This window comes from Pseudomonas sp. YQ_6, from assembly GCF_043103245.1.
GTDB classification, from domain to species: domain Bacteria; phylum Pseudomonadota; class Gammaproteobacteria; order Pseudomonadales; family Pseudomonadaceae; genus Aquipseudomonas; species Aquipseudomonas alloputida.
Genome location: NZ_JBICJR010000006.1, coordinates 17963 through 37756 on the forward strand (window position 1 = coordinate 17963; position 19794 = coordinate 37756).

The following is a 19794-nucleotide window of genomic DNA, read 5'->3' on the forward strand; positions in this document are numbered from 1 at the left end:
GGTTATTAACCTCGCGTCGCCACGCTTTCGGCCAGGATTGCCAGCACCAGTTGCTGGAAGTCCAGGCCAGCCGCGCGGGCCGCCATGGGCACCAGGCTATGATCTGTCATGCCTGGTGCGGTGTTGACTTCGAGCAGCCAGAACCGGCCCTGCTCGTCCTGCATCACGTCCAGCCGCCCCCAGCCTTCGATGCCAATGGCATCGCAGGCGCGCGCGGTCAGGTCGATCAGTTCCTGTTCCTTGACGCTATCCAGCCCGCACGGGATGCGGTACTGGGTATCGTTGGCGATGTACTTGGCGTCGTAGTCGTAGAACACGTGCGGCGTACCCAGGGCGATCGGCGGCAGCACCTGGCCGCGCAGTACCGCGATGGTGAACTCCGGGCCGTGGATCCACTGCTCCACCAGTACCTGGGAATCGTATTTGGCGGCGTCCTGCCAGGCGGCGACCAGTTCCTGGGCGCTGTTCACCTTGGCCATGCCGATGCTAGAGCCTTCATGGGCGGGTTTGACGATAAGCGGGAAGCCCAGTTCCGTACTGGCCTGCAAACAATCGCTTTCGCTCGCCAGCACCGCGTGGCGTGGCGTGGGAATGCCCAGGCTCTGCCACACCTGCTTGGTGCGCAGCTTGTCCATCGCCAGCGCCGAAGCCAGGATGCCGCTGCCGGTGTAGGGGATGCCCAGGCACTCCAGCAAACCTTGCATGCTCCCGTCTTCACCGCCACGGCCGTGGAGGATGATGAAGGCGCGGTCGATCTTCTCGCTCTGCAGGCGAGCGAGCAGGTCGTCACCGACGTCGATGGCGACCACGTCGACGCCGGCAGTGCTCAGCGCATCGATCACTGCCGCGCCGGATTTCAGCGACACCTCACGCTCGGCGCTCTTGCCACCGTACAGAACGGCGACGCGGCCGAACGCCTTGACGTCCAGGGTCGAGTGCAGCTTGTCGTAGGCGCTGGTCATTTCGACTTCTCCTGCTTGGCGCCTGCGAACAGCGGGCTTTTCATCAACTGGGGGGCCAGGCCGCCGACATCACCGGCACCCTGGCAGAGCAGGATGTCGCCAGCGCGCAGCAGTGGCTTGACCAGCGGTGCCAGTTCGGCGCCGCGCTCGATGTAGATCGGGTCCAGCTTGCCGCGCTGGCGGATGCTGTGGCACAGCTGACGGCTGTCGGCACCGGGGATCGGCTCTTCGCCGGCCGGGTAGACTTCCATCAGCAGCAGCACGTTGGCATCGCCCAGTACCTGGACGAAATCGTCGTACAGGTCACGGGTGCGGCTGTAGCGGTGCGGCTGGTAGACGATCACCAGGCGGCGGCTTGGCCAGCCACCGCGCACAGCCTTGATCACCGCCGCCACTTCGGTGGGGTGATGGCCGTAGTCGTCGACCAGCATCACACTGCCGCCCTCGACCGGCAGCTCGCCGTATACCTGGAAGCGACGACCAACACCCTGGAAGCCGGACAGGCCCTGGACGATAGCCTCGTCAGTAATGCCTTCGTCAGTGGCGATGGCGATGGTAGCCAGGGCGTTGAGCACGTTGTGGTTGCCGGGCATGTTCACCGAAACCTCCAACGGCTCGCGGTCACGGCGCAGCACGGTGAAGTGGGTCTGCATGCCCTGCTGACGCACATTGATGGCGCGGATGTCGGCCTCTTCGCTGAAGCCGTAGGTCACGGTAGGACGCTTGACCTGCGGCAGGATCTCGCGAACCACCGGGTCGTCCAGGCACATCACCGCCAAACCATAGAACGGCAGGTTGTGCAGGAACTCGACGAAGGTTTTCTTCAGCTTGTTGAAGTCACCTTCGTAGGTCGCCATGTGGTCGGCGTCGATGTTGGTGACAACCGCCACCATCGGCTGCAGGTGCAGGAAGCTGGCATCGCTTTCGTCTGCTTCAGCGATCAAGTAGCGGCTGGTGCCCAGCTGCGCATTGGTGCCGGCAGCGGTAAGGCGGCCACCAATGACGAAGGTCGGGTCCAGGCCACCGGCGGCGAACACTGAAGCCAGCAGGCTGGTCGTGGTGGTCTTGCCGTGTGTACCGGCAACGGCCACGCCATGGCGGTAACGCATCAGCTCGGCGAGCATCTCGGCACGCGGCACTACCGGTATGCGCCGCTCGAGGGCGGTGGCAACTTCCGGGTTGGCCGGGTTGATGGCGCTGGACACCACCAGCACATCGGCGGTGGCGGCGTTCTCGGCGCGGTGGCCGACGAAGATCTCAGCGCCGAAGGACTCCAGGCGTTCGGTGACCGGCGAGGCTTTAAGGTCCGAACCGGACACTTCATAGCCCAGGTTCAGCAACACTTCGGCAATACCGCACATGCCCACGCCGCCGATGCCGACGAAGTGAATACGGCGAATACGGCCCATCTTCGGCTGGGGCATGGCTTTCTGGCTCTCAACCATGGGCCACCTCCAGGCAGATATCGACCACGGTGCTGGTTGCAGCAGGTTTGGCCAGGCGCCGTGCGGTGCCAGCCATGACGTTGAGTTTCTCGGGTTGCATCAGCACCTCGTTCAGGCGTTCAGCGAGTTGCGCTGCGCCAGTTGTCGCTTGTGGCATCAGGAAGGCAGCGCCTTCGCGGGCCAGATATTGGGCGTTGTGGGTCTGGTGGTCGTCGATCGCGTGGGGCAAAGGCACCAGCATCGAAGGCAGGCCTGCTGCCGCCAGTTCGCTGACAGTCAGGGCACCGGCCCGGCACACCACCAGGTCGGCCCAGCCATAAGCTTGGGCCATGTCGTTGATGAAGGGCTCTACCTGAGCCTCGACGCCCACCTCGTGATAACGCTCGGCGGTGATCGGTGCGTGCTGCTTGCCGGCCTGGTGGAACACTTCAGGCCGCAGCGCCGCGGGCACTTCAGACAGGGCCTTAGGCAACAATTTGTTCAATGGTTCCGCACCCAGGCTGCCACCCAGCACCAACAGGCGTGCGCGGCGCTCGCCCAAGGGCACGCGTTGCGCGTCCATGAAGAGTTCCGGACGCACCGGGTTGCCGGTGGTGCGACGCTTGTCGCTGGCCTCGAAGGTGTTCGGGAAAGCTTCGCAGACCCGCGCCGAGAGGGGCACCAGCAACCGATTGGCGGTACCGGCCCTGGCGTTCTGCTCATGGATCACCAGTGGCACGCCGCACAGCCGCGCGGCCACGCCGCCGGGGCCGGTCACATAGCCGCCAAAGCCCAAGACACATACGGGCTTGAGCTGGCGAATGATGCGCCGTGCCTGCAGCACGGCCTTGACCAACGTGAAAGGCGCCTTGAGCAACGACAACTTGCCCTTGCCGCGCAGGCCGCTGACCTGAATCAGGTGCAATGGCAAACCCGCCTGTGGCACCAACTCGTTTTCGATCCCACGTGGGGTGCCCAACCAGTGCACGCTGTAACCGCGCTTCTGGAACTCACGGGCGCAGGCCAGCGCCGGGAATACGTGCCCCCCGGTGCCGCCGGCCATGATCAATACATTTTTGCCTTCAGCGGCCATGACTGGTCTCCTCGGCAAAATCACTTTCGCTGAATTCGTGCTCCTCACTGCCCAGATGCGTGCGGCTCTCCCACTCGATGCGCAGCAACAGCCCTACGCAGGCGCAGCAGATCACCAGCGAGCTGCCCCCGTAACTGAGAAACGGCAGGGTCAGGCCCTTGGTCGGCAGCAGGCCGACGTTCACACCGATGTTGATCAGGAACTGGCCAATCCACAGGAAAGCCAGGCCGAACGCCATGTAGGCGGCAAAGAACTGTTTGGCCTTCTCGGCCCACAGGCCGATGTACAGGGCGCGCACGGTGACGAACACGAACAGCGCGACGGTCAGCAGCGAGCCGACCACGCCCAGTTCTTCCGCCAGGACCGAGAACACGAAGTCGGTGTGCGCTTCAGGCAGGTAGAACTGCTTCTGCACGCTGTTGCCCAGGCCAACGCCCAGCCACTCGCCACGGCCGAAGGCAATCAGTGCCTGGGTCAGCTGGTAGCCGGAGCCGAACTGATCGGCCCAGGGGTCGGTGAACGTAATAAGGCGCGCCATCCGGTAGGGCTGCGCCTGAACCAGAACAAATACCGCCAGCACCGCCAGCACCACCATCAGGCTGAAGCGGAACAGCCCCACCCCTCCCAAAAACAACATGGCCGCCGCCGCGCCCATCATCACCACCGTGGCGCCGAAGTCCGGTTCCATCAGCAGCAATGCGGCCATGGGCAGAAGCACGATGAACGGCTTGAAGAAGCCCATCCAGGTTTCGCGCACCTCGGTCTGTCGGCGTACCAGGTAGCCGGCCAGGTAGATGACCACGAACACCTTGGCGATTTCCGAAGGCTGTACGTTGAAGAAGCTGAAACCGATCCAGCGCATGGAGCCGTTAACCTCACGGCCGATACCCGGCACCAGTACCAGTACCAGCAAGCCGAAGGCGCCAAGCAGCATCATGAAGCCCATCCGCTGCCAAGTGGCGATCGGCACCAGGATGGTTGCACCACAGGCCACCAGGCCAAGGAACACGTACACCAGGTGGCGGAACATGTGATACAGCGGGTTTCCGGATTGTACCGCAGCCACTTCCGAGGAGGCCGAAGTAATCATCACCAGGCCCAGGCCCAGCAAGGCCAGGCAACCGGCGAGCATCGGGAAGTCCAGGTCGACGCCACGGCCGCTGATCAGCGGCGACGGGTAGGGTTTGAAGATGCCGAAGATCATGCAAGGCCTCCCGCTGCCTGGGCGAACAGGCGCCCCCGTTCCTCGAAGTTCTTGAACATGTCGAGGCTGGCGCATGCTGGCGACAGCAGCACGGCATCGCCGGCCTGGGCCAGCTCGGCACACTGCTGTACGGCATCGTCAAGGGTCTTGACCCGAACCAGTGGCACGGCATCGCCCAAGGCCTCGGCCAGGCGCTCGGCATCACGGCCAAGCAGTACCACGGCGCGGCAGAAACGCTTGACCGGCTCGCGCAGCGCAGTGAATTCAGCACCTTTGCCGTCACCACCGGCGATCAGCACCAACTTGCCTTCGATATCGGCGCCCAGGCCTTCGATGGCGGCCAGGGCTGCACCGACGTTGGTGGCCTTGGAATCGTCATACCAGTTCACGCCATTACGCTCGCGTACCCACTGGCAACGGTGGGCCAGGCCACCGAACTCGCGCAGGGCCTCGAGCATGGGCTCGAACGGCAGGCCTGCAGCATGCCCCAGGGCCAGCGCCGCCAGGGCGTTGCTCTGGTTGTGAGCACCGCGAACCTTCAGTTCGCGCGCCGGCATCAGCGTCTGGAACTCGAATGCCAGGTATTTCTCACCGTCCACTTCACGCAGGCCAAACGCTTTGAAGTCGGGCGGGTTGAGGCCGAAGGTCCAGCATGGACGGCCTTCCACCGGCAGCGGCCGGCTCAGGGCGTCCTGGCGGTTGACCACCACCTGGCGGGCACCGCGGAAAATCCGGTGCTTGGCCAGGTGGTAGGCCGGAAGGCCGCTATAGCGGTCCATGTGGTCTTCGCTGATGTTCAGAACGGTCGCCACTTCGGCGTTGAGCTGGTCAGTGGTTTCCAGCTGGAAGCTGGAAAGCTCCAGCACGTACAGCTCGATGTCATCGGCCAGCAGGTCGAGCGCCGGGGTACCGAGGTTACCGCCCACGGCCACGCGTTTGCCGGCCTTGGCGGCCATTTCACCGACCAGCGTCGTAACGGTGCTCTTGGCGTTGGAGCCGCTGATGGCAATGATCGGCGCCTTGGCATGGCGAGCAAACAGCTCTATGTCGCCAGACAGCTTCACGCCACGCGCGGCCGCCTGCTGCAAGGCCGGCGTGGCCAAGGCCAGACCGGGGCTCACGTACAACTCGTTGGCGCGGCACAGGAAGTCCACGTCCAGTTCACCACAGCGCACTTCCACCTGCGGGTAATCACGGCGCAGGGTTTCCAGTTCCGGCGGTTGCTCGCGGGTATCGGCGACCGCAAAGGCAATGCCCCGGCTCGCCAGGAAGCGAACCAGGGACATGCCGCTCTTGCCGAGGCCGACAACGATGCGGAATTGGTCGGAAGCGATCAAAGACACGCTCATCTACCTCAGTTTCAGGGTTGCAAGGCCAATCAGTACCAGGATCACGGTGATGATCCAGAATCGGACGATCACCCGGGGCTCTGGCCAGCCCTTGAGTTCAAAGTGGTGATGAATCGGCGCCATGCGGAACACGCGCTTGCCGGTCAGCTTGAAGGAGGCGACCTGGATCACCACCGACAGGGTTTCCACCACGAAGATGCCGCCCATGATGAACAGCACGATTTCCTGGCGCACGATGACGGCGATGGTGCCCAGCGCGGCACCCAGCGCCAGCGCGCCGACGTCGCCCATGAACACTTGCGCCGGGTAAGTGTTGAACCACAGGAAGCCCAGGCCGGCACCGATCAGCGCGCCGCAGAACACGATCAGCTCGCCCGAGCCCGGCACGTAGGGGATCAGCAGGTACTCGGCGAACTTCACGTTACCCGACAGGTAGCAGAAGATGCCCAGCGCGCCGCCGACCATCACCGTCGGCATGATTGCCAGGCCGTCAAGGCCATCGGTGAGGTTGACCGCGTTGCTCGAACCGACAATGACGAAGTAGGTCAGTACGACGAAGCCGACGCCCAGCGGAATGGTGACATCCTTGATGAACGGCAGGATCAGCGTGGTCTCGACGCTGGTTGGCGCCGTCTTGTACAGGAACACCGCCGCCGCCAGGCCGAACACCGACTGCCAGAAGTACTTCCAGCGGCTTGGAAGGCCACGCGAGTTCTTTTCGATCACCTTGCGGTAGTCATCGACCCAGCCAATGGCACCGAACGCCAGGGTAACGATCAGCACAACCCATACATAGCGGTTGCTCAGGTCGGCCCACAGCAAGGTGCTGACGGCGATGGCCGACAGGATAAGCGCCCCACCCATGGTCGGGGTGCCGGACTTGGACAGGTGCGATTGCGGGCCGTCGTTACGCACGGCCTGGCCGATCTGGCGAATTTGCAGGGTACGGATCATCCAGGGGCCCAGCCACAGCGCCAGAGACAACGCGGTCAGTACACCAAGAATCCCGCGCAGGGACAGGTACTGAAAGACCGCGAAGCCTTTGTGGAACTGTTGCAGATACTCGGCCAACAGCAGCAGCATTAATGTTTCTCCCCGCTGGCACCGCACAATGCCGCCACGACGTTTTCCATCGCAGCGCTGCGCGAGCCCTTGATCAAGATAGTGGTGTCACTGGCATTCTCGGCGCTAACCGCATCGATCAGCTCAGCTTGAGTAGCGAAATGGCGGCCATTGGCGCCGAACGCCTTGACCGCATGTGCCATGTTGGAACCCACTGCGTACAGGGCGTCAACCTTGCCACGCGCGTAGTCACCCACCTGACGGTGGCCTTCTTCCGCCCATTGCCCCAATTCGCCGATATCCCCAAGCACCAGAACGGTGCGTCCGGAAAAGCCGGCGAGTATATCAATCGCTGCGCACATAGAGGTGGGATTTGCGTTGTAACTGTCGTCGATTACCCGTACCCCGTTCGGCGCGATCTGCGCCACGGTACGCCCCTTGACCGGTTGCACCGCAGCCAGGCCGGCGGCGATGCCGCTCAGGCTCAGACCAACGGCATGTGCAGCGGCGGCGGCGGCCAAGGCATTGCTGACGTTGTGTTCACCCAGCACATTGAGTTGCACGGCTACCGTTTCACCGGCGCCATGCAGGGTGAAGGACGGGCAGCCACGGGCATCGCGACCAATGTCTGACGCGTGGAAATCGGCCTTCGGGTTGCCGCGTGCGAAACTGACGACCTTGTGCGCACCGGCACGCGCCTTCCAGATGTCAAAGGCTTTGTCGTCCAGGTTGAGGATGGCAATACCGCCCTGGCCCAGGCCTTCGAGAATCTCGCCTTTGGCTTCGACGATCTTGTCCGGGCCGCCGAATTCGCCAACGTGGGCAGTACCGGCGTTGTTGATGATCACCACCTGCGGTTGCGTCAGGCCTACGGTGTAGCGGATTTCGCCAATGCGCGAGGCGCCCAGCTCGATCACTGCCGCGCTGTGTTCCGGGGCGATCTCCAGCAGTGTCAGCGGTGCACCGAGGTCATTGTTCAAGTTGCCGCGGGTGGCGTGCACCAGGCCACGGGTACGCAGGATGCTGGCGAGCATTTCCTTGACCGTGGTCTTGCCGCTGGAACCGGTAATGGCCACCACCGGCTTGTCGAAAGCGGCGCGGTTCAATGCACCGAGCTGGCCGAGGGCCAGGCGGCAATCGGCCACCTGCAACTGCGGCAGGTCGACATCGGCTACTTCACGCTCGACCAGGGCGGCTACTGCGCCTTTGGCTTTCACATCTGCCAGGTAGTCATGGCCGTCGAAACGCGGGCCGGCCAGGGCGACGAACAGTTGCCCGGCGCTGACACTGCGGCTATCGATGCTGACGCCGGTGAACGTGGCGTCGCCACCGATGTGTTGCCCCTTCAGTGCGGTGGTCAGCTGGCTGAGTGACAGCGGCTTAAGCATGTGGAGCCTCCCAGGCTGCAAGTGCCTTTTCGGCTTCGGTCAAATCGGAGAAGTCATGGCGCTCGCCATTGATCTCCTGGTAATCCTCGTGCCCCTTGCCGGCCAGCACGATCACATCGTTGGCAGCGGCGGTAGCAATCAGGTGCGCGATGGCTTCGCCACGGCCGGCGACGAACTCGACGTCGTCAGGCCTGGTGAAACCGGGGCGGATATCATCGAAGATGCGCAACGGATCTTCAGTACGCGGGTTGTCGTCGGTGACCAGTACGCGGTCGGCCAGGCGCTCGGCCACTTCGGCCATCAGCGGGCGCTTGCCGCGATCACGGTCACCGCCGCAGCCGAACAGGCACAACAGCTTGCCATGAGCGTGCGGGCGCAGGGCCTCGAGCACTTTTTCAAGTGCATCCGGTGTGTGCGCGTAGTCGACCACCACCAGCGGCTTGTCGCCGCCACCCAGGCGCTGCATGCGGCCTACCGGCCCCTGCAGTTGCGGCGTGACCTTGAGGATCTCGTCCAGCGCATAGTCCAGCGCCAGCAGGGTCGCCACAGCGGCAAGCATGTTGCTCAGGTTGAAGCGGCCCAGCAGTTGGCTGCGCAGGATACGTTCACCTTGGGCAGTGACGATCGTGGCGCGCACGCCATCGTCACTGAACACGGCTTCGCGGCAGAACAACGAGGCCTCAGGGCTTTCCAGGCTGTAGCTCAGCAGCCGGGTTTCGATATGGTCGACACTCGGGCGGCGAGCGAAGTCGGCGGCCAGACGACGACCAAACCCGTCATCCAGGTTGACCACCTGGCAACGCAGGCTCGGCCAGGCGAACAGCTTGGCCTTGGCGGCCTCATAGGCTTGCATGCTGCCGTGATAGTCGAGGTGGTCGCGGGACAGGTTGGTCATCACCGCGATGTCGAATTCCAGTGCGGCAACCCGGCCTTGCTCCAGGGCATGGGAAGACACTTCCATGGCCACGGCCTTGGCGCCGCCTTTCTTGAGGTCGTTGAGGGTCGATTGCACGGCAATCGGGTCCGGCGTGGTCAGGCGGCCGCTCTGCAACTCGCCGTAGAAACCGGTACCCAGGGTGCCAATCAGGCCGCAGCGCTGGCCAAGCAGGTCGAGCGCCTGGGCGACCAGTTGGGTAACACTTGTCTTGCCGTTGGTGCCGGTCACGCCGACCAGATTCAACTGGCGGCTCGGTTCACCGTAGAAGCGCCCGGCGATATCTGACAGCTGAGCTATCAGGCCTTTGACCGGAATCAGGGGCACATCGGTCAGCGGCAGCACGTTGGCGCCCTGCTCTTCATAGGCCACGGCAGCAGCACCACGGGCCAGGGCATCGGCGATATGCTCGCGACCATCGACCTTGGCACCCGGCACCGCCAGGAACAAGTCCCCCGGGCGCACACTACGGCTGTCCAGGGTCAGCTCGCGAATCAACGGATCACGGCTGGCGTGGGCGAAAAGTTTGCTTAATGGCATTGTCATCATCCACGCCCTCCCTTGGCGGCTGCTGCATTGACTTGTGATGGCACGGCTGGTGCAGGTGGCGGCAGGTTGTCTGGCGGCACGTTCATCAGGCGCAGGGTGCCGGACATGACGTTGCTGAATACGGGCGCCGAAACCAGGCCACCGAAGTAACCGCCCTTTCTTGGCTCGTCGATGACCACGACGATGGCGTAGCGCGGGTCGCTCATTGGCCCGAAGCCGGCGAACAGCGAGCGGTAGGCGTTTTCGGTGTACCCCTTGGCACCCACGGTGGCCTTACGCGCGGTGCCGGACTTGCCGGCCACGTGATAGAACGGCACCTGGGCACGGAAGACGCCACGCGGCGCTTCGATCACCTGCTGCAGCATGCCCTGAACGGTTTCGGCGACTTCCTTCGGAATGGCCTGCACGGCTTCCGGCGCCTTGTCGACCTTGATGATCGACAGCGGCACCATCTTGCCGTCGTTGGCCAGCGCCGCGTAGGCATGCACCAGCTGCAGGGCGGTCACCGATACGCCGTAGCCATAGGACAGGGTGGCGGTCTCGGCCTTGCGCCACTCACGGTGGTTGGGCAGGTTGCCGACACGCTCGCCCGGGAAGCCAAGGCCGGTGTACTGGCCCAGGCCGACCTGGGACATGACCCGGTAGATGGCCTCGCCGCCGATGTCGAAGGCGATCTTGCTCATGCCAACGTTACTGGAGTTGATCAGGATGCCGGTCAAATCAAGAATCGGGCCCTCGCTGCGCGACACGTCCTTGATGGTGTAGCGGCCGATCTGCAGGCTGCCAGGGTACACCTCGACCTTGTCGGTCGGCTTCCAGCGGCCACTCTGCAGCGCCGCACTCATGGAGATCGGCTTGACCGTGGAGCCCGGCTCGAACACGTCGATGATCGCCCGGTTACGCATGGCCGCCGGGAACATGCTACGGCGGTTGTTGGGGTTGTAGGTCGGCTGGTTGACCATGGCCAGGACCTCACCGGTCTTGACGTCCATGATCACCAGGCTGCCGGCCTTGGCGTCCTGTTCGGCAATGGCGTTGCGCAACTCGCGGGTAGCCAGGTACTGCAGGCGCAGGTCTATCGACAACGCCAAGGTCTTCCCGGCCTTGGCGTTCTTGGTTACCTGAATGTCCTTGATCAGCCGACCGCGCCGGTCCTTGATCACCTGGCGCTTGCCGGGCACACCGGCCAGCCACTCGTCATAGGCCAGCTCCACCCCTTCACGACCGTGGTCGTCGAGGTCGGTAAAGCCGACCATGTGTGCAGTCACATCACCGGCCGGATAGAAGCGGCGGAATTCTTCCAGGCCGTACACGCCAGGCACTTTGAGGTCGAGCACGTGCTGCCCCTGCTCTGGGGTCAGCCCCCGGACCAGGTAGATGAACTCTTTGTTGGCCTGCTGGGTCAGGCGCTCGATCAACTGCTGCGGGTTTTGCCCCAGCGCAGCGGCCAATTGCGGCCAGCGCTCCTTGGAGGCCTGCATCTCTTTGGGGTTGGCCCACAACGTGGTGACCGGGGTACTCACGGCCAACGGCTCACCGTTGCGGTCGGTAATCAAGCCGCGGTGCGCCGGGATGGGGATGTGACGCAGGCTGCGTGCATCGCCCTGGCCCTTGAGGAAGTCACGGTCAACCACCTGGAGGTCGATGATGCGCCAGCAAATGGCGCCGACCATGATCGCCAGCAAGCCGATCACTACGCGGAAGCGCCACGGGTAGAGTGCGCCTTCGAGCTTCATCATGGCGCCACCATCCGGACTTCGTCAGCTGACGGCACGCGCATCTTCAACTGCTCGGAGGCCAGGCTCTCGATGCGGCTGGCAGCGGTCCAGGTACTCTGCTCAAGAATCAGCCGGCCCCATTCGGCCTGAGCCTTGTCGCGCTCGTTCAATTCACCGTACAGGGTGTTGAGCAGTTGACGGTTCCAGTGCGCACTGTAGGACACGGCAATGGCCGAAACCAGTACGCCGACGAACAGCAAAAGCATCAGGAAGCTTCCGCCTGGCAAGGGTTTGGCAAGTAGCCTGCTCACCGCAGCTTCTCCGCCACGCGCATCACGGCGCTACGCGACCGCGGGTTGGCCTTGAGCTCGGCCTCGGAGGCGAACTGAGCCTTGCCGATCAGCTTGATTTTCGGCTCGAAGGCCTTGTGCTGAACCGGCAGGTTACGCGGCAGGTTGTCGGCTTCACCCTTCACCAGCTTGCGCATGAACAGCTTGACGATACGATCTTCCAGCGAGTGGAAACTGATGACCGCCAAGCGACCACCGACTTCGAGCGCATCGAGCGCAGCCTCAAGGCCGGCCTCCAGGTCGCCCAGTTCGTTGTTGACGTGAATGCGAAGGCCCTGGAAGGCACGGGTAGCCGGGTTCTTGCCCTTTTCCCATGCCGGGTTGGCCACTTTGAGCACCTCCGCCAGGTCGGCGGTACGGGTGAAGGGCTGTTTTTCACGGCGCTCGACCACTGCACGCGCCATGCGCCCGGCAAAGCGTTCTTCGCCGTACTCCTTGAAGACGCGGGCGATTTCTTCCACGGGCGCAGTGGCGATGAACTCAGCGGCACTGATGCCCTGGTCCGGGTTCATGCGCATGTCCAGCGGGCCATCATTGAGGAAGCTGAAGCCACGCTCCGGGTCATCCAGCTGCGGCGAGGACACGCCCAGGTCCAGCAACACACCACTGACCTTGCCGTGCAGGCCGCGCGCTGCCACTTCTGCACCCAACTCGGCAAAACTGCGCTGCACAATGACAAAGCGGCCGTCTTCGGCCGCCAGCGCTTGCCCCGTGGCAATCGCTTGTGGATCTTTGTCGAAGCCCAGGAGCCGCCCTTGCGGCCCGAGCTTGCTGAGAATCAGACGGCTGTGTCCGCCCCGGCCGAAAGTACCGTCCAGATAGCAACCGTCGGCGCGCAGGGCCAATGCCTCGACAGCTTCGTCGAGCAGGACGGTGATGTGGTTGAAGCCGCTATCTATGGTCACAGGATCAGGTCACGCAATTCGTCGGGCATGGCGCCCGGTTGTTGAATAGCTGCAAGGTCAGCTGCCGAAACCGTGTTCCAGGCATCTTCATCCCACAGCTGGAATTTGTTCAGTTGCCCCACCAGCATCGCCTTCTTGTCGAGCTTGGCGTACTCACGCAGGCGGGGCGGCACCAGGAAACGCCCACTGCCATCGAGCTCCAGGTCAACCGCATTACCAATCAGCAAACGCTGCAGGCGGCGGTTTTCCTCACGCAACGATGGCAAGGCACGCAACTTGGCTTCTATCTGTTCCCACTCATCGAGGGGATAAACACACAAGCAGGGGTCTACGGCGTCAATGGTCACGATCAGTTGGCCATTGCAACGTGAGTCGAGCTCGTCACGGTACCGACTCGGCATGGCGAGACGGCCCTTTGCATCGAGGCTGACGGCGTTGGCTCCGCGGAACACGGCTGTGATTCCCCACAATGTTAGCTTTTTTGTGTCAGAAAACCCACTTCATCCCACTTTCTGCCACTTGCGCACACTATAGGAATCCGCCCGCAGCACCGTCAAGGCACGTTCATAAGGAAAAGCCTTACAGGACCGAGATTTAGCGCAACAACGGAATGTGGAAGGACTGCCAGAGAGAAAAAAACACGAGAAAAATCAAACCCACGCAAGCGAATGGAGTTCGAAGTTAAAGTAATTTATTAAGAGTAAGATTTTTTCGGTATTACCAGAGAGGATCTGCTATCGATTCAAGCAGGGAAAGAAAGGTGGAGAGTCGATCTGTAAGCCGGGTTTTGTCGAGGACAGTCATTCCTCTACGACGGCCATCACTGGACGCCTCTAGCAACCTACCCGGTTCCGACGCGGGCCACGCCTGATGGAACCCTATTTGGTCTTGCTCCGAGTGGGGTTTACCTAGCCACGAACTGTTGCCAGCCGTGCGGTGCGCTCTTACCGCACCTTTTCACCCTTACCGGCACCGAAGTGCTTAGGCGGTTATTTTCTGTGGCACTTTCCGTAGGCTCACGCCTCCCAGGCGTTACCTGGCACTCTGCCCTATGGAGCCCGGACTTTCCTCCCCCTGCTGCTCACACAACAAAAAGTTGCGGAACAAAAACAGGCAGCGACTGTCCGATCGACTCTCCGCCGCCAAGGTTACCGACACGCGGGCGCAAGAACAAGCGCTAACGCCATTTATATCAAACTGCCACTATTCGGCTTTCTGCTTTTCAAGGGCCAGTTGATACAACAGGTTCTTGCGCACCCCGGTAATTTCCGCTGCAAGCGCCGCCGCCCGTTTCAGTGGCAACTCAGCCAATAGCAGGTCGAGCACGCGCTGTGCTTCGGCACTGATGGCCTGCTCGCCCTCCGGCGCACTCCAGCCGCCGACCAGCACCACGCATTCACCACGCTGCTGATTGCTGTCGCCGGCTACGAAGGCGCGCAACTCAGCCAGCGGCAAGCCCTTTAGGGTCTCGAAGGTCTTGGTCAGTTCGCGCGCCAGCAACGCCGGACGATCGCCACCAAATACCGCCTCCATGTCTTCAAGGCATTCCAGGATTCGATGCGGGGCTTCGTAGAAGATCAACGTGCGTGGCTCTTCCCTCACCTGCTCCAGGCGCGCCCGGCGACCTGCCTGTTTGGCCGGCAGGAAGCCTTCGAAGATGAAGCGGTCCGAGGGCAGGCCTGCCGCCGATAGCGCGGCGATCAAGGCACAGGCGCCCGGCACCGGCACCACACTCACCCCCGCAGCACGGGCCTGGCGCACCAGGTGATAGCCCGGGTCGGAAATCAGAGGCGTGCCGGCATCGGAGACCAGCGCCACATTTTCACCCGCCAGTAGTTTGGAGAGAAAACGCCCGCCCTCGTCACGCTCGTTGTGCTCATGACAAGCGGCCAACGGCGTATCGATGCCAAAGTGTTGCAGCAGGCGGATCGAATGACGGGTGTCTTCGGCGGCGATCAGCGCCACGTCCGCCAGCACCTTCAGCGCCCGGGCGCTCATGTCGTCAAGGTTGCCGATGGGGGTTGCCACCACATACAGCGTCCCCACCGTGGATTTCGAAGCCCCTGCCACATCAGTCACTGCGCACACCTGTCATTCGGATCAAAGGCGCCATTGTAGCCCGAGCGCCTGCAACAGGGCGCAAAGAACTTCGCCAGCGATCAGGAACAAGCCACCTATAGTGAAGGATCGACACAGCAACATCGCGCCCCGGCCAGCGCTTGGGTACAATTGCCGGCCAACTTGATCGAGTAACAGGACCTTTACATGATCGCTTGCCTGCGGCTGCTCACAGCCCTCTGCCTCGCCGCCCTGCTGGCAGCCTGCGCCAGCTCGCCCTCATCCAGCCTGGGCGAACTGCCACGCACCCCGGACGCCAGCATCGAGCAACTGCTCGAAAAGGCCGCTTCCAGCACGTCTGCTGAAGACGCCGCACTGCTGCGCCTGAGCGCAGCCGACCTGGCCTACAAGCAGAAGGACTTCCCACGCGCCGCACGCATTCTCGAGCAGGTCCCGCTGGATACGCTCAAGCCGGCCCAGCAAGTGTTCGCCAGCACCCTCGCGGCCGAGCTGGCCATGAGCCGCAACCAGCCCAAGGCAGCGCTGACCGCACTGGCCCACCCCAGCCTGCAGCGCCTCGCCGAACTGCCGGCAGACCTGCAAGCGCGCACCTACAGTGTGCACGCTGCCGCGCTCGAAGCCGATGGCCAGGCCCTGGCTGCCGCACAGCAGCGCATCCTGCTGGCCCCGCTGCTCGGCGGCCAGGCCGCCAGCACCAACAATGACGCCATCTGGGCCTTGGTCGCCTCGCTGCCTGCAGAGCAACTGCAGCAGCCAACCAACGATCAGACCCTGGCTGGCTGGACCAGCCTGGCCTTCGCCGTGAAAAGCGCCGGCACCCTGGAGCAGCAGCAAGCGGCCATCGAAGCCTGGGTCAAACAGCACCCGGACCACCCTGCCGCCCAGCAACTGCCGCTGGCCCTGACCAAGCTCAAGGAGCTGGCCAGCCAGCCGCTGACCAAGATCGCCCTGCTGCTGCCTCAGGAAGGCCCGCTGGCCGGTGTAGCCCGCGCCCTGCGCGATGGCTTCATGGCCGCCCACTTCCAGGCCCAGCAAAGCGGCCAGCCAGCGCCTGCGGTGCAGGTGTTCGACAGCTCACGCATCGGCTCGCTGGACGACTTCTATCGCCAGGCGCAAGCCGCCGGCGTGCAACTGGTCATCGGCCCGCTTGAAAAGCCATTGGTCAAACAACTGGCCGCCAAACCACAGCTGCCGATCACCACACTGGCCCTGAACTACGCCGACGCCGGTCAGAAGGCGCCGCCACAACTGTTCCAGTTCGGCCTGGCTGCCGAGGACGAAGCCCGCGAAGTGGCCCGCCGCGCCCGCGCCGATGGCATGGTCCGCGCCGTTGCCCTGGTGCCGAGCGGCGAATGGGGTGACCGCGTCCTGGCCGCCTTCCGCCAGGACTGGGAAGGCAATGGCGGAACCCTGCTCGCCGCCGAGCGCATCGCCCAGCCAGTCGCCCTGGCCCAGCAAATTGCCGACCTGTTCCAGCTGCGCCAGAGCGAAGGCCGCGCCAAGAGCCTGCAAAGCACGGTGGGCGGCAGCATCGCTGCACAACCGTCGCGCCGCCAGGACATCGACTTCATCTTCCTCGCCTCGACCCCACAACAGGCGCAACAGATCAAGCCGACCCTGAACTTCCAGTACGCCGGTGACGTGCCGGTCTATGCCACCTCGAACCTGTACAGCGCCAGCGGTGACGTCAACCAGTACAATGACATGAACGGCATCCGCTTCTGCGAAACACCCTGGCTGCTCGACACCAGCAACAGCCTGCGTCAACAGGTTGTACAGCAATGGCCGCAAGCCGCCGGCAGCCTCGGCCGCCTGTATGCCATGGGCGTCGATGCCTACAGCCTGGCGCCGCGCCTGGGCCAACTGAAAGCGCTACCGGACAACCGCGTCCTTGGCCTTTCGGGCAGCCTGAGCATCAATGCCAACCAGCGCGTCGAACGCCAGCTGCCATGGGCCGAGTTTGCCGGCGGCCAGGTCAAGCGCCTGCCTGACACCGTGCGTTGATGGCCGCAGCATCGCCTACCCGTGCCGGGCAAGCGGCAGAAACCCAAGCCCTTGAGTACCTTCAGGGGCAAGGGCTGCAGTTGCTGGCACGCAACTGGCGATGCAAAGGCGGTGAGCTTGATCTGGTCATGCTCGACGCCGATACAGTAGTATTCGTCGAAGTCCGCTACCGGTTGCACGCGGGCTTCGGAGGCGCCCTCGACAGTATCGACGGGCGCAAGCAGAAACGGTTGGTGCTTGCCGCCAGCCTGTTCCTGCAGAAGGAGGCCCACTGGGGCAACTATCCCTGCCGCTTCGACGTGGTCGCCCTGCAGGGTAGCCACCATGCAGGCAGACCGCTTCAATGGCTGAAAAACGCCTTCGAATGCTGAACCCACTTCGTTTTTTTTGCTCTATGTATCGCGGGCTGGTCGTTGTTGCGCGTAGCAAAGGCCACCGCCCCATTTAAGGTCACCAGATGGACATGCAATCCCGAATTCGCCGGCTGTTCGAGGCCAGCATCGAAACCAAGCAACAGGCAATGGACATCCTGGCACCGCACATCGAGCAGGCCAGCCTGGTCATGGTCAATGCGTTGCTCAACGAGGGCAAGATGCTCGCCTGCGGCAACGGCGGCTCGGCCGGCGATGCCCAGCACTTTTCATCGGAGCTGCTCAACCGCTTCGAGCGCGAGCGCCCCAGCCTGCCGGCCATCGCGCTGACCACCGACAGCTCGACCCTGACCTCGATCGCCAACGACTACAGCTACAACGAAGTCTTTTCCAAGCAGATCCGCGCCCTGGGCCAGCCCGGTGACGTTCTGCTGGCGATCTCTACCAGCGGCAATTCGGCCAACGTGATCCAGGCGATCCAGGCCGCACATGACCGTGAAATGATTGTCGTAGCATTGACGGGTCGCGACGGCGGCGGCATGGCTTCGCTGCTGCTGCCCGAGGACGTGGAAATCCGCGTACCTTCGACAGTTACCGCGCGTATCCAGGAAGTCCACCTGCTGGCGATCCACTGCCTGTGCGATCTGATCGACAGCCAACTGTTCGGGAGTGAAGAATGACCCCTATGCGCCTCGGCCTGATGGCCCTGACCCTGTGCCTGAGCGTCACTGGTTGCAGCTCGGTACTCACCTCTACCCGCAATTCGCCGATCGAGGACGATCGCGGCACGCGCACCATCGGCAGCAAGATCGACGACTCGCTGATCGAGACCAAGGCCGCCGTGAACATTTCCAAAGCCAACCCAGACCTGGACAAGGGCTCGCACATCGTTGTCAGCAGCTACAACGGCATCGTTCTGCTGGCCGGTCAGACCCCGCGCGCCGACCTCAAGAGCCTCGCGGAGCAAACCGCCAGCCAGGTCCAGCGGGTCAAGAAAGTCCACAACGAGCTGCAAGTGATGCAGCCCTCCTCCATTCTGGCGCGCAACAACGACGCCTGGCTGACCACCAAGATCAAGACCCAGATGCTGACCGACAGCGCCGTGCCCAGCTCGCGCATCAAGGTGATTACCGAAAACGGGATCGTCTACCTGCTGGGTCTGGTCACCCGTCAAGAAGCCAACTCGGCCACTGCCGTGGTGCAGGGCGTGTCGGGCGTGCAGAAGATCGTCAAGCTGTTCGAGTACATCGATTGACTCAGTGATTGCCTGGACAGGCCAAACAAAAAGGCGATCCATCCGGATCGCCTTTTTTGTTACTTGACCACTTTCAGGCTTGGCCGGCCAGTCGGACGCGGCGGCTGCCCTCCATCGTCTGGCGGGCCATCGTCATCCGGCTGCACATCATCGTCTTCCAGCTCGTCGCCATCCATCGAAGACGGCTCCAGCTCGAAGACCATACCCTGGCCATTTTCGCGGGCGTAGATACCCAGGATTGCACCAACCGGCACGAACAGCGAGTGAGCCACGCCACTGAAGCGGCCCTCGAAGCTGACTGCGTCATTGTCCATGTGCAGGCTACGCACGGCACTTGGCGAGATATTCAAGACGATCTGGCCATCACTGGCGAAACCATCCGGCACCTGAACTTTCGGGAATTCGGCATTGACCAGCATATGGGGCGTGCAATCGTTGTCGACGATCCACTCGTACAGTGCTCGAACCAGATAGGGGCGACTGGAGTTCATCAACGGCTCCTTAAAGCTTGCGCATTTCACGTTCTACGGAGGACAGGCTCGCCTGAAAAGGCTCGCGGGCGAACTGGCGCTCCATGTAATCCAGCAGCGGCTTGGCTTGCCGCGGCAATTCGATACCCAACACCGGCAAACGCCAGAGTATGGGCAATAGACAGCAATCGACCAGGCTTTGCTCATCACTCATGAAGCAGGCGAACTCGCTGAACAACGGCGAGACCCCGGTCAGGCTTTCGCGCAAGGCCTTGCGCGCTTCGGTTCGGGCAGCTTCACTGCTACGCGGGTCAAGCACGGTATCGGCCAAGGCACACCAGTCGCGCTGGATGCGGTGCATCAGCAGACGGCTGTTGCCACGCGCCACCGGGTATACCGGCATCAGCGGCGGGTGCGGGTAACGCTCCTCGAGGTATTCCATCACCACGGTCGATTCATACAACGCCAGGTCACGGTCGACCAAGGTCGGCACGCTGCCATAGGGGTTGACCTCGGCCAGCTTCGGCGGCAGGCGGGCGGGATCGACATCGATCAACTGCACGCTGACGCCCTTCTCGGCCAGAACCAGGCGCACCCGATGAGAATAGTGATCAGCGGGATCGGAATAGCAGGCTAACCTGTTGGTTGCGCCCATGTAGCGGCTCCTCGCACGGATG

Annotated in this window: 19 protein-coding genes and 1 other RNA gene; 4 read left to right on the top strand and 16 right to left on the bottom strand. The window is 63.0% G+C overall.

The genetic code is table 11. The annotated features are described in order from the left end of the window. Positions 1 to 5 precede the first annotated feature (5 nt). From ACF8FG_RS01840 to rsmI, 14 genes are all read right to left on the bottom strand, one after another. A complete protein-coding gene (locus ACF8FG_RS01840; protein WP_014592278.1) occupies positions 6 to 962 on the bottom strand; it encodes a D-alanine--D-alanine ligase in 957 nt (318 codons plus the stop codon). After that, entirely contained in the window at positions 959 to 2407 is a 1449-nt protein-coding gene (gene murC, locus ACF8FG_RS01845) for a UDP-N-acetylmuramate--L-alanine ligase (RefSeq protein ID WP_010952455.1), read from the bottom strand. Before murC ends, ACF8FG_RS01840 begins: the two co-directional genes overlap by 4 nt. After that, positions 2400 to 3479 (bottom strand): undecaprenyldiphospho-muramoylpentapeptide beta-N-acetylglucosaminyltransferase, encoded by a 1080-nt coding sequence (gene murG / locus ACF8FG_RS01850; RefSeq protein ID WP_003251858.1) that lies wholly within the window; start codon positions 3477 to 3479, stop codon positions 2400 to 2402. Before murG ends, murC begins: the two co-directional genes overlap by 8 nt. Then, complete coding sequence (gene ftsW, locus ACF8FG_RS01855) at positions 3469 to 4683, bottom strand: putative lipid II flippase FtsW (protein ID WP_014592279.1); 1215 nt, start codon at positions 4681 to 4683, stop codon at positions 3469 to 3471. Before ftsW ends, murG begins: the two co-directional genes overlap by 11 nt. Beyond that, complete coding sequence (gene murD / locus ACF8FG_RS01860) at positions 4680 to 6026, bottom strand: UDP-N-acetylmuramoyl-L-alanine--D-glutamate ligase (protein ID WP_026031974.1); 1347 nt, start codon at positions 6024 to 6026, stop codon at positions 4680 to 4682. Before murD ends, ftsW begins: the two co-directional genes overlap by 4 nt. 6 nt (positions 6027 to 6032) lie before the next feature. Then, entirely contained in the window at positions 6033 to 7115 is a 1083-nt protein-coding gene (gene mraY / locus ACF8FG_RS01865) for a phospho-N-acetylmuramoyl-pentapeptide-transferase (RefSeq protein WP_003251852.1), read from the bottom strand. Continuing rightward, a complete protein-coding gene (gene murF, locus ACF8FG_RS01870) occupies positions 7115 to 8482 on the bottom strand; it encodes a UDP-N-acetylmuramoyl-tripeptide--D-alanyl-D-alanine ligase (RefSeq protein ID WP_019439039.1) in 1368 nt (455 codons plus the stop codon). The genes mraY and murF overlap by 1 nt, the downstream gene beginning before the upstream one ends. Then, positions 8475 to 9965 (bottom strand): UDP-N-acetylmuramoyl-L-alanyl-D-glutamate--2,6-diaminopimelate ligase, encoded by a 1491-nt coding sequence (locus ACF8FG_RS01875; protein WP_019439040.1) that lies wholly within the window; start codon positions 9963 to 9965, stop codon positions 8475 to 8477. The genes murF and ACF8FG_RS01875 overlap by 8 nt, the downstream gene beginning before the upstream one ends. After that, positions 9962 to 11701, bottom strand: a complete 1740-nt coding sequence (locus ACF8FG_RS01880) for a penicillin-binding protein 2 (protein WP_162912026.1) — start codon at positions 11699 to 11701, stop codon at positions 9962 to 9964. The genes ACF8FG_RS01875 and ACF8FG_RS01880 overlap by 4 nt, the downstream gene beginning before the upstream one ends. Next, on the bottom strand, positions 11701 to 11994 hold the full coding sequence (ftsL, locus tag ACF8FG_RS01885; protein ID WP_003251845.1) for a cell division protein FtsL: 294 nt from the start codon (positions 11992 to 11994) through the stop codon (positions 11701 to 11703). Before ftsL ends, ACF8FG_RS01880 begins: the two co-directional genes overlap by 1 nt. Further along, a complete protein-coding gene (rsmH, locus tag ACF8FG_RS01890; protein WP_014592285.1) occupies positions 11991 to 12938 on the bottom strand; it encodes a 16S rRNA (cytosine(1402)-N(4))-methyltransferase RsmH in 948 nt (315 codons plus the stop codon). Before rsmH ends, ftsL begins: the two co-directional genes overlap by 4 nt. Beyond that, the gene (gene mraZ / locus ACF8FG_RS01895) at positions 12935 to 13390 is read right to left on the bottom strand and encodes a division/cell wall cluster transcriptional repressor MraZ (protein WP_019439042.1); all 456 of its coding nucleotides are present in this window, start codon (positions 13388 to 13390) and stop codon (positions 12935 to 12937) included. Before mraZ ends, rsmH begins: the two co-directional genes overlap by 4 nt. Before the next feature lie 308 nt (positions 13391 to 13698). After that, an RNA gene (rnpB, locus tag ACF8FG_RS01900) (RNase P RNA component class A) lies at positions 13699 to 14074 on the bottom strand. Positions 14075 to 14141: 67 nt separating this feature from the next. Beyond that, positions 14142 to 15017: a 16S rRNA (cytidine(1402)-2'-O)-methyltransferase gene (rsmI, locus tag ACF8FG_RS01905; RefSeq protein WP_014592287.1), complete on the bottom strand. Its 876-nt coding sequence runs from the start codon at positions 15015 to 15017 to the stop codon at positions 14142 to 14144. Positions 15018 to 15203: 186 nt separating this feature from the next. On the opposite strand from rsmI, the gene ACF8FG_RS01910 reads away from it, so the two are divergent. The 4 genes from ACF8FG_RS01910 (at position 15204) to ACF8FG_RS01925 (ending at position 18647) form a co-directional block, all read left to right on the top strand. After that, positions 15204 to 17021 (top strand): penicillin-binding protein activator, encoded by a 1818-nt coding sequence (locus tag ACF8FG_RS01910; protein ID WP_014592288.1) that lies wholly within the window; start codon positions 15204 to 15206, stop codon positions 17019 to 17021. Next, positions 17021 to 17392, top strand: coding sequence for a YraN family protein (locus ACF8FG_RS01915; protein ID WP_003251836.1), 372 nt, complete (start codon positions 17021 to 17023; stop codon positions 17390 to 17392). The genes ACF8FG_RS01910 and ACF8FG_RS01915 overlap by 1 nt, the downstream gene beginning before the upstream one ends. Before the next feature lie 86 nt (positions 17393 to 17478). Next, the gene (locus tag ACF8FG_RS01920) at positions 17479 to 18072 is read left to right on the top strand and encodes a phosphoheptose isomerase (protein ID WP_012053657.1); all 594 of its coding nucleotides are present in this window, start codon (positions 17479 to 17481) and stop codon (positions 18070 to 18072) included. Further along, a complete protein-coding gene (locus tag ACF8FG_RS01925; protein WP_019439045.1) occupies positions 18069 to 18647 on the top strand; it encodes a BON domain-containing protein in 579 nt (192 codons plus the stop codon). The genes ACF8FG_RS01920 and ACF8FG_RS01925 overlap by 4 nt, the downstream gene beginning before the upstream one ends. Before the next feature lie 59 nt (positions 18648 to 18706). On the opposite strand, the gene ACF8FG_RS01930 is transcribed toward ACF8FG_RS01925, so the two are convergent. Together ACF8FG_RS01930 and ACF8FG_RS01935 are read right to left on the bottom strand one after the other, a co-directional pair. After that, positions 18707 to 19138, bottom strand: coding sequence for a ClpXP protease specificity-enhancing factor (locus ACF8FG_RS01930; protein WP_003251830.1), 432 nt, complete (start codon positions 19136 to 19138; stop codon positions 18707 to 18709). Between the two features lie 10 nt (positions 19139 to 19148). Beyond that, positions 19149 to 19772: a glutathione S-transferase N-terminal domain-containing protein gene (locus tag ACF8FG_RS01935; RefSeq protein WP_014592290.1), complete on the bottom strand. Its 624-nt coding sequence runs from the start codon at positions 19770 to 19772 to the stop codon at positions 19149 to 19151. Between the last annotated feature and the right edge of the window lie 22 nt (positions 19773 to 19794).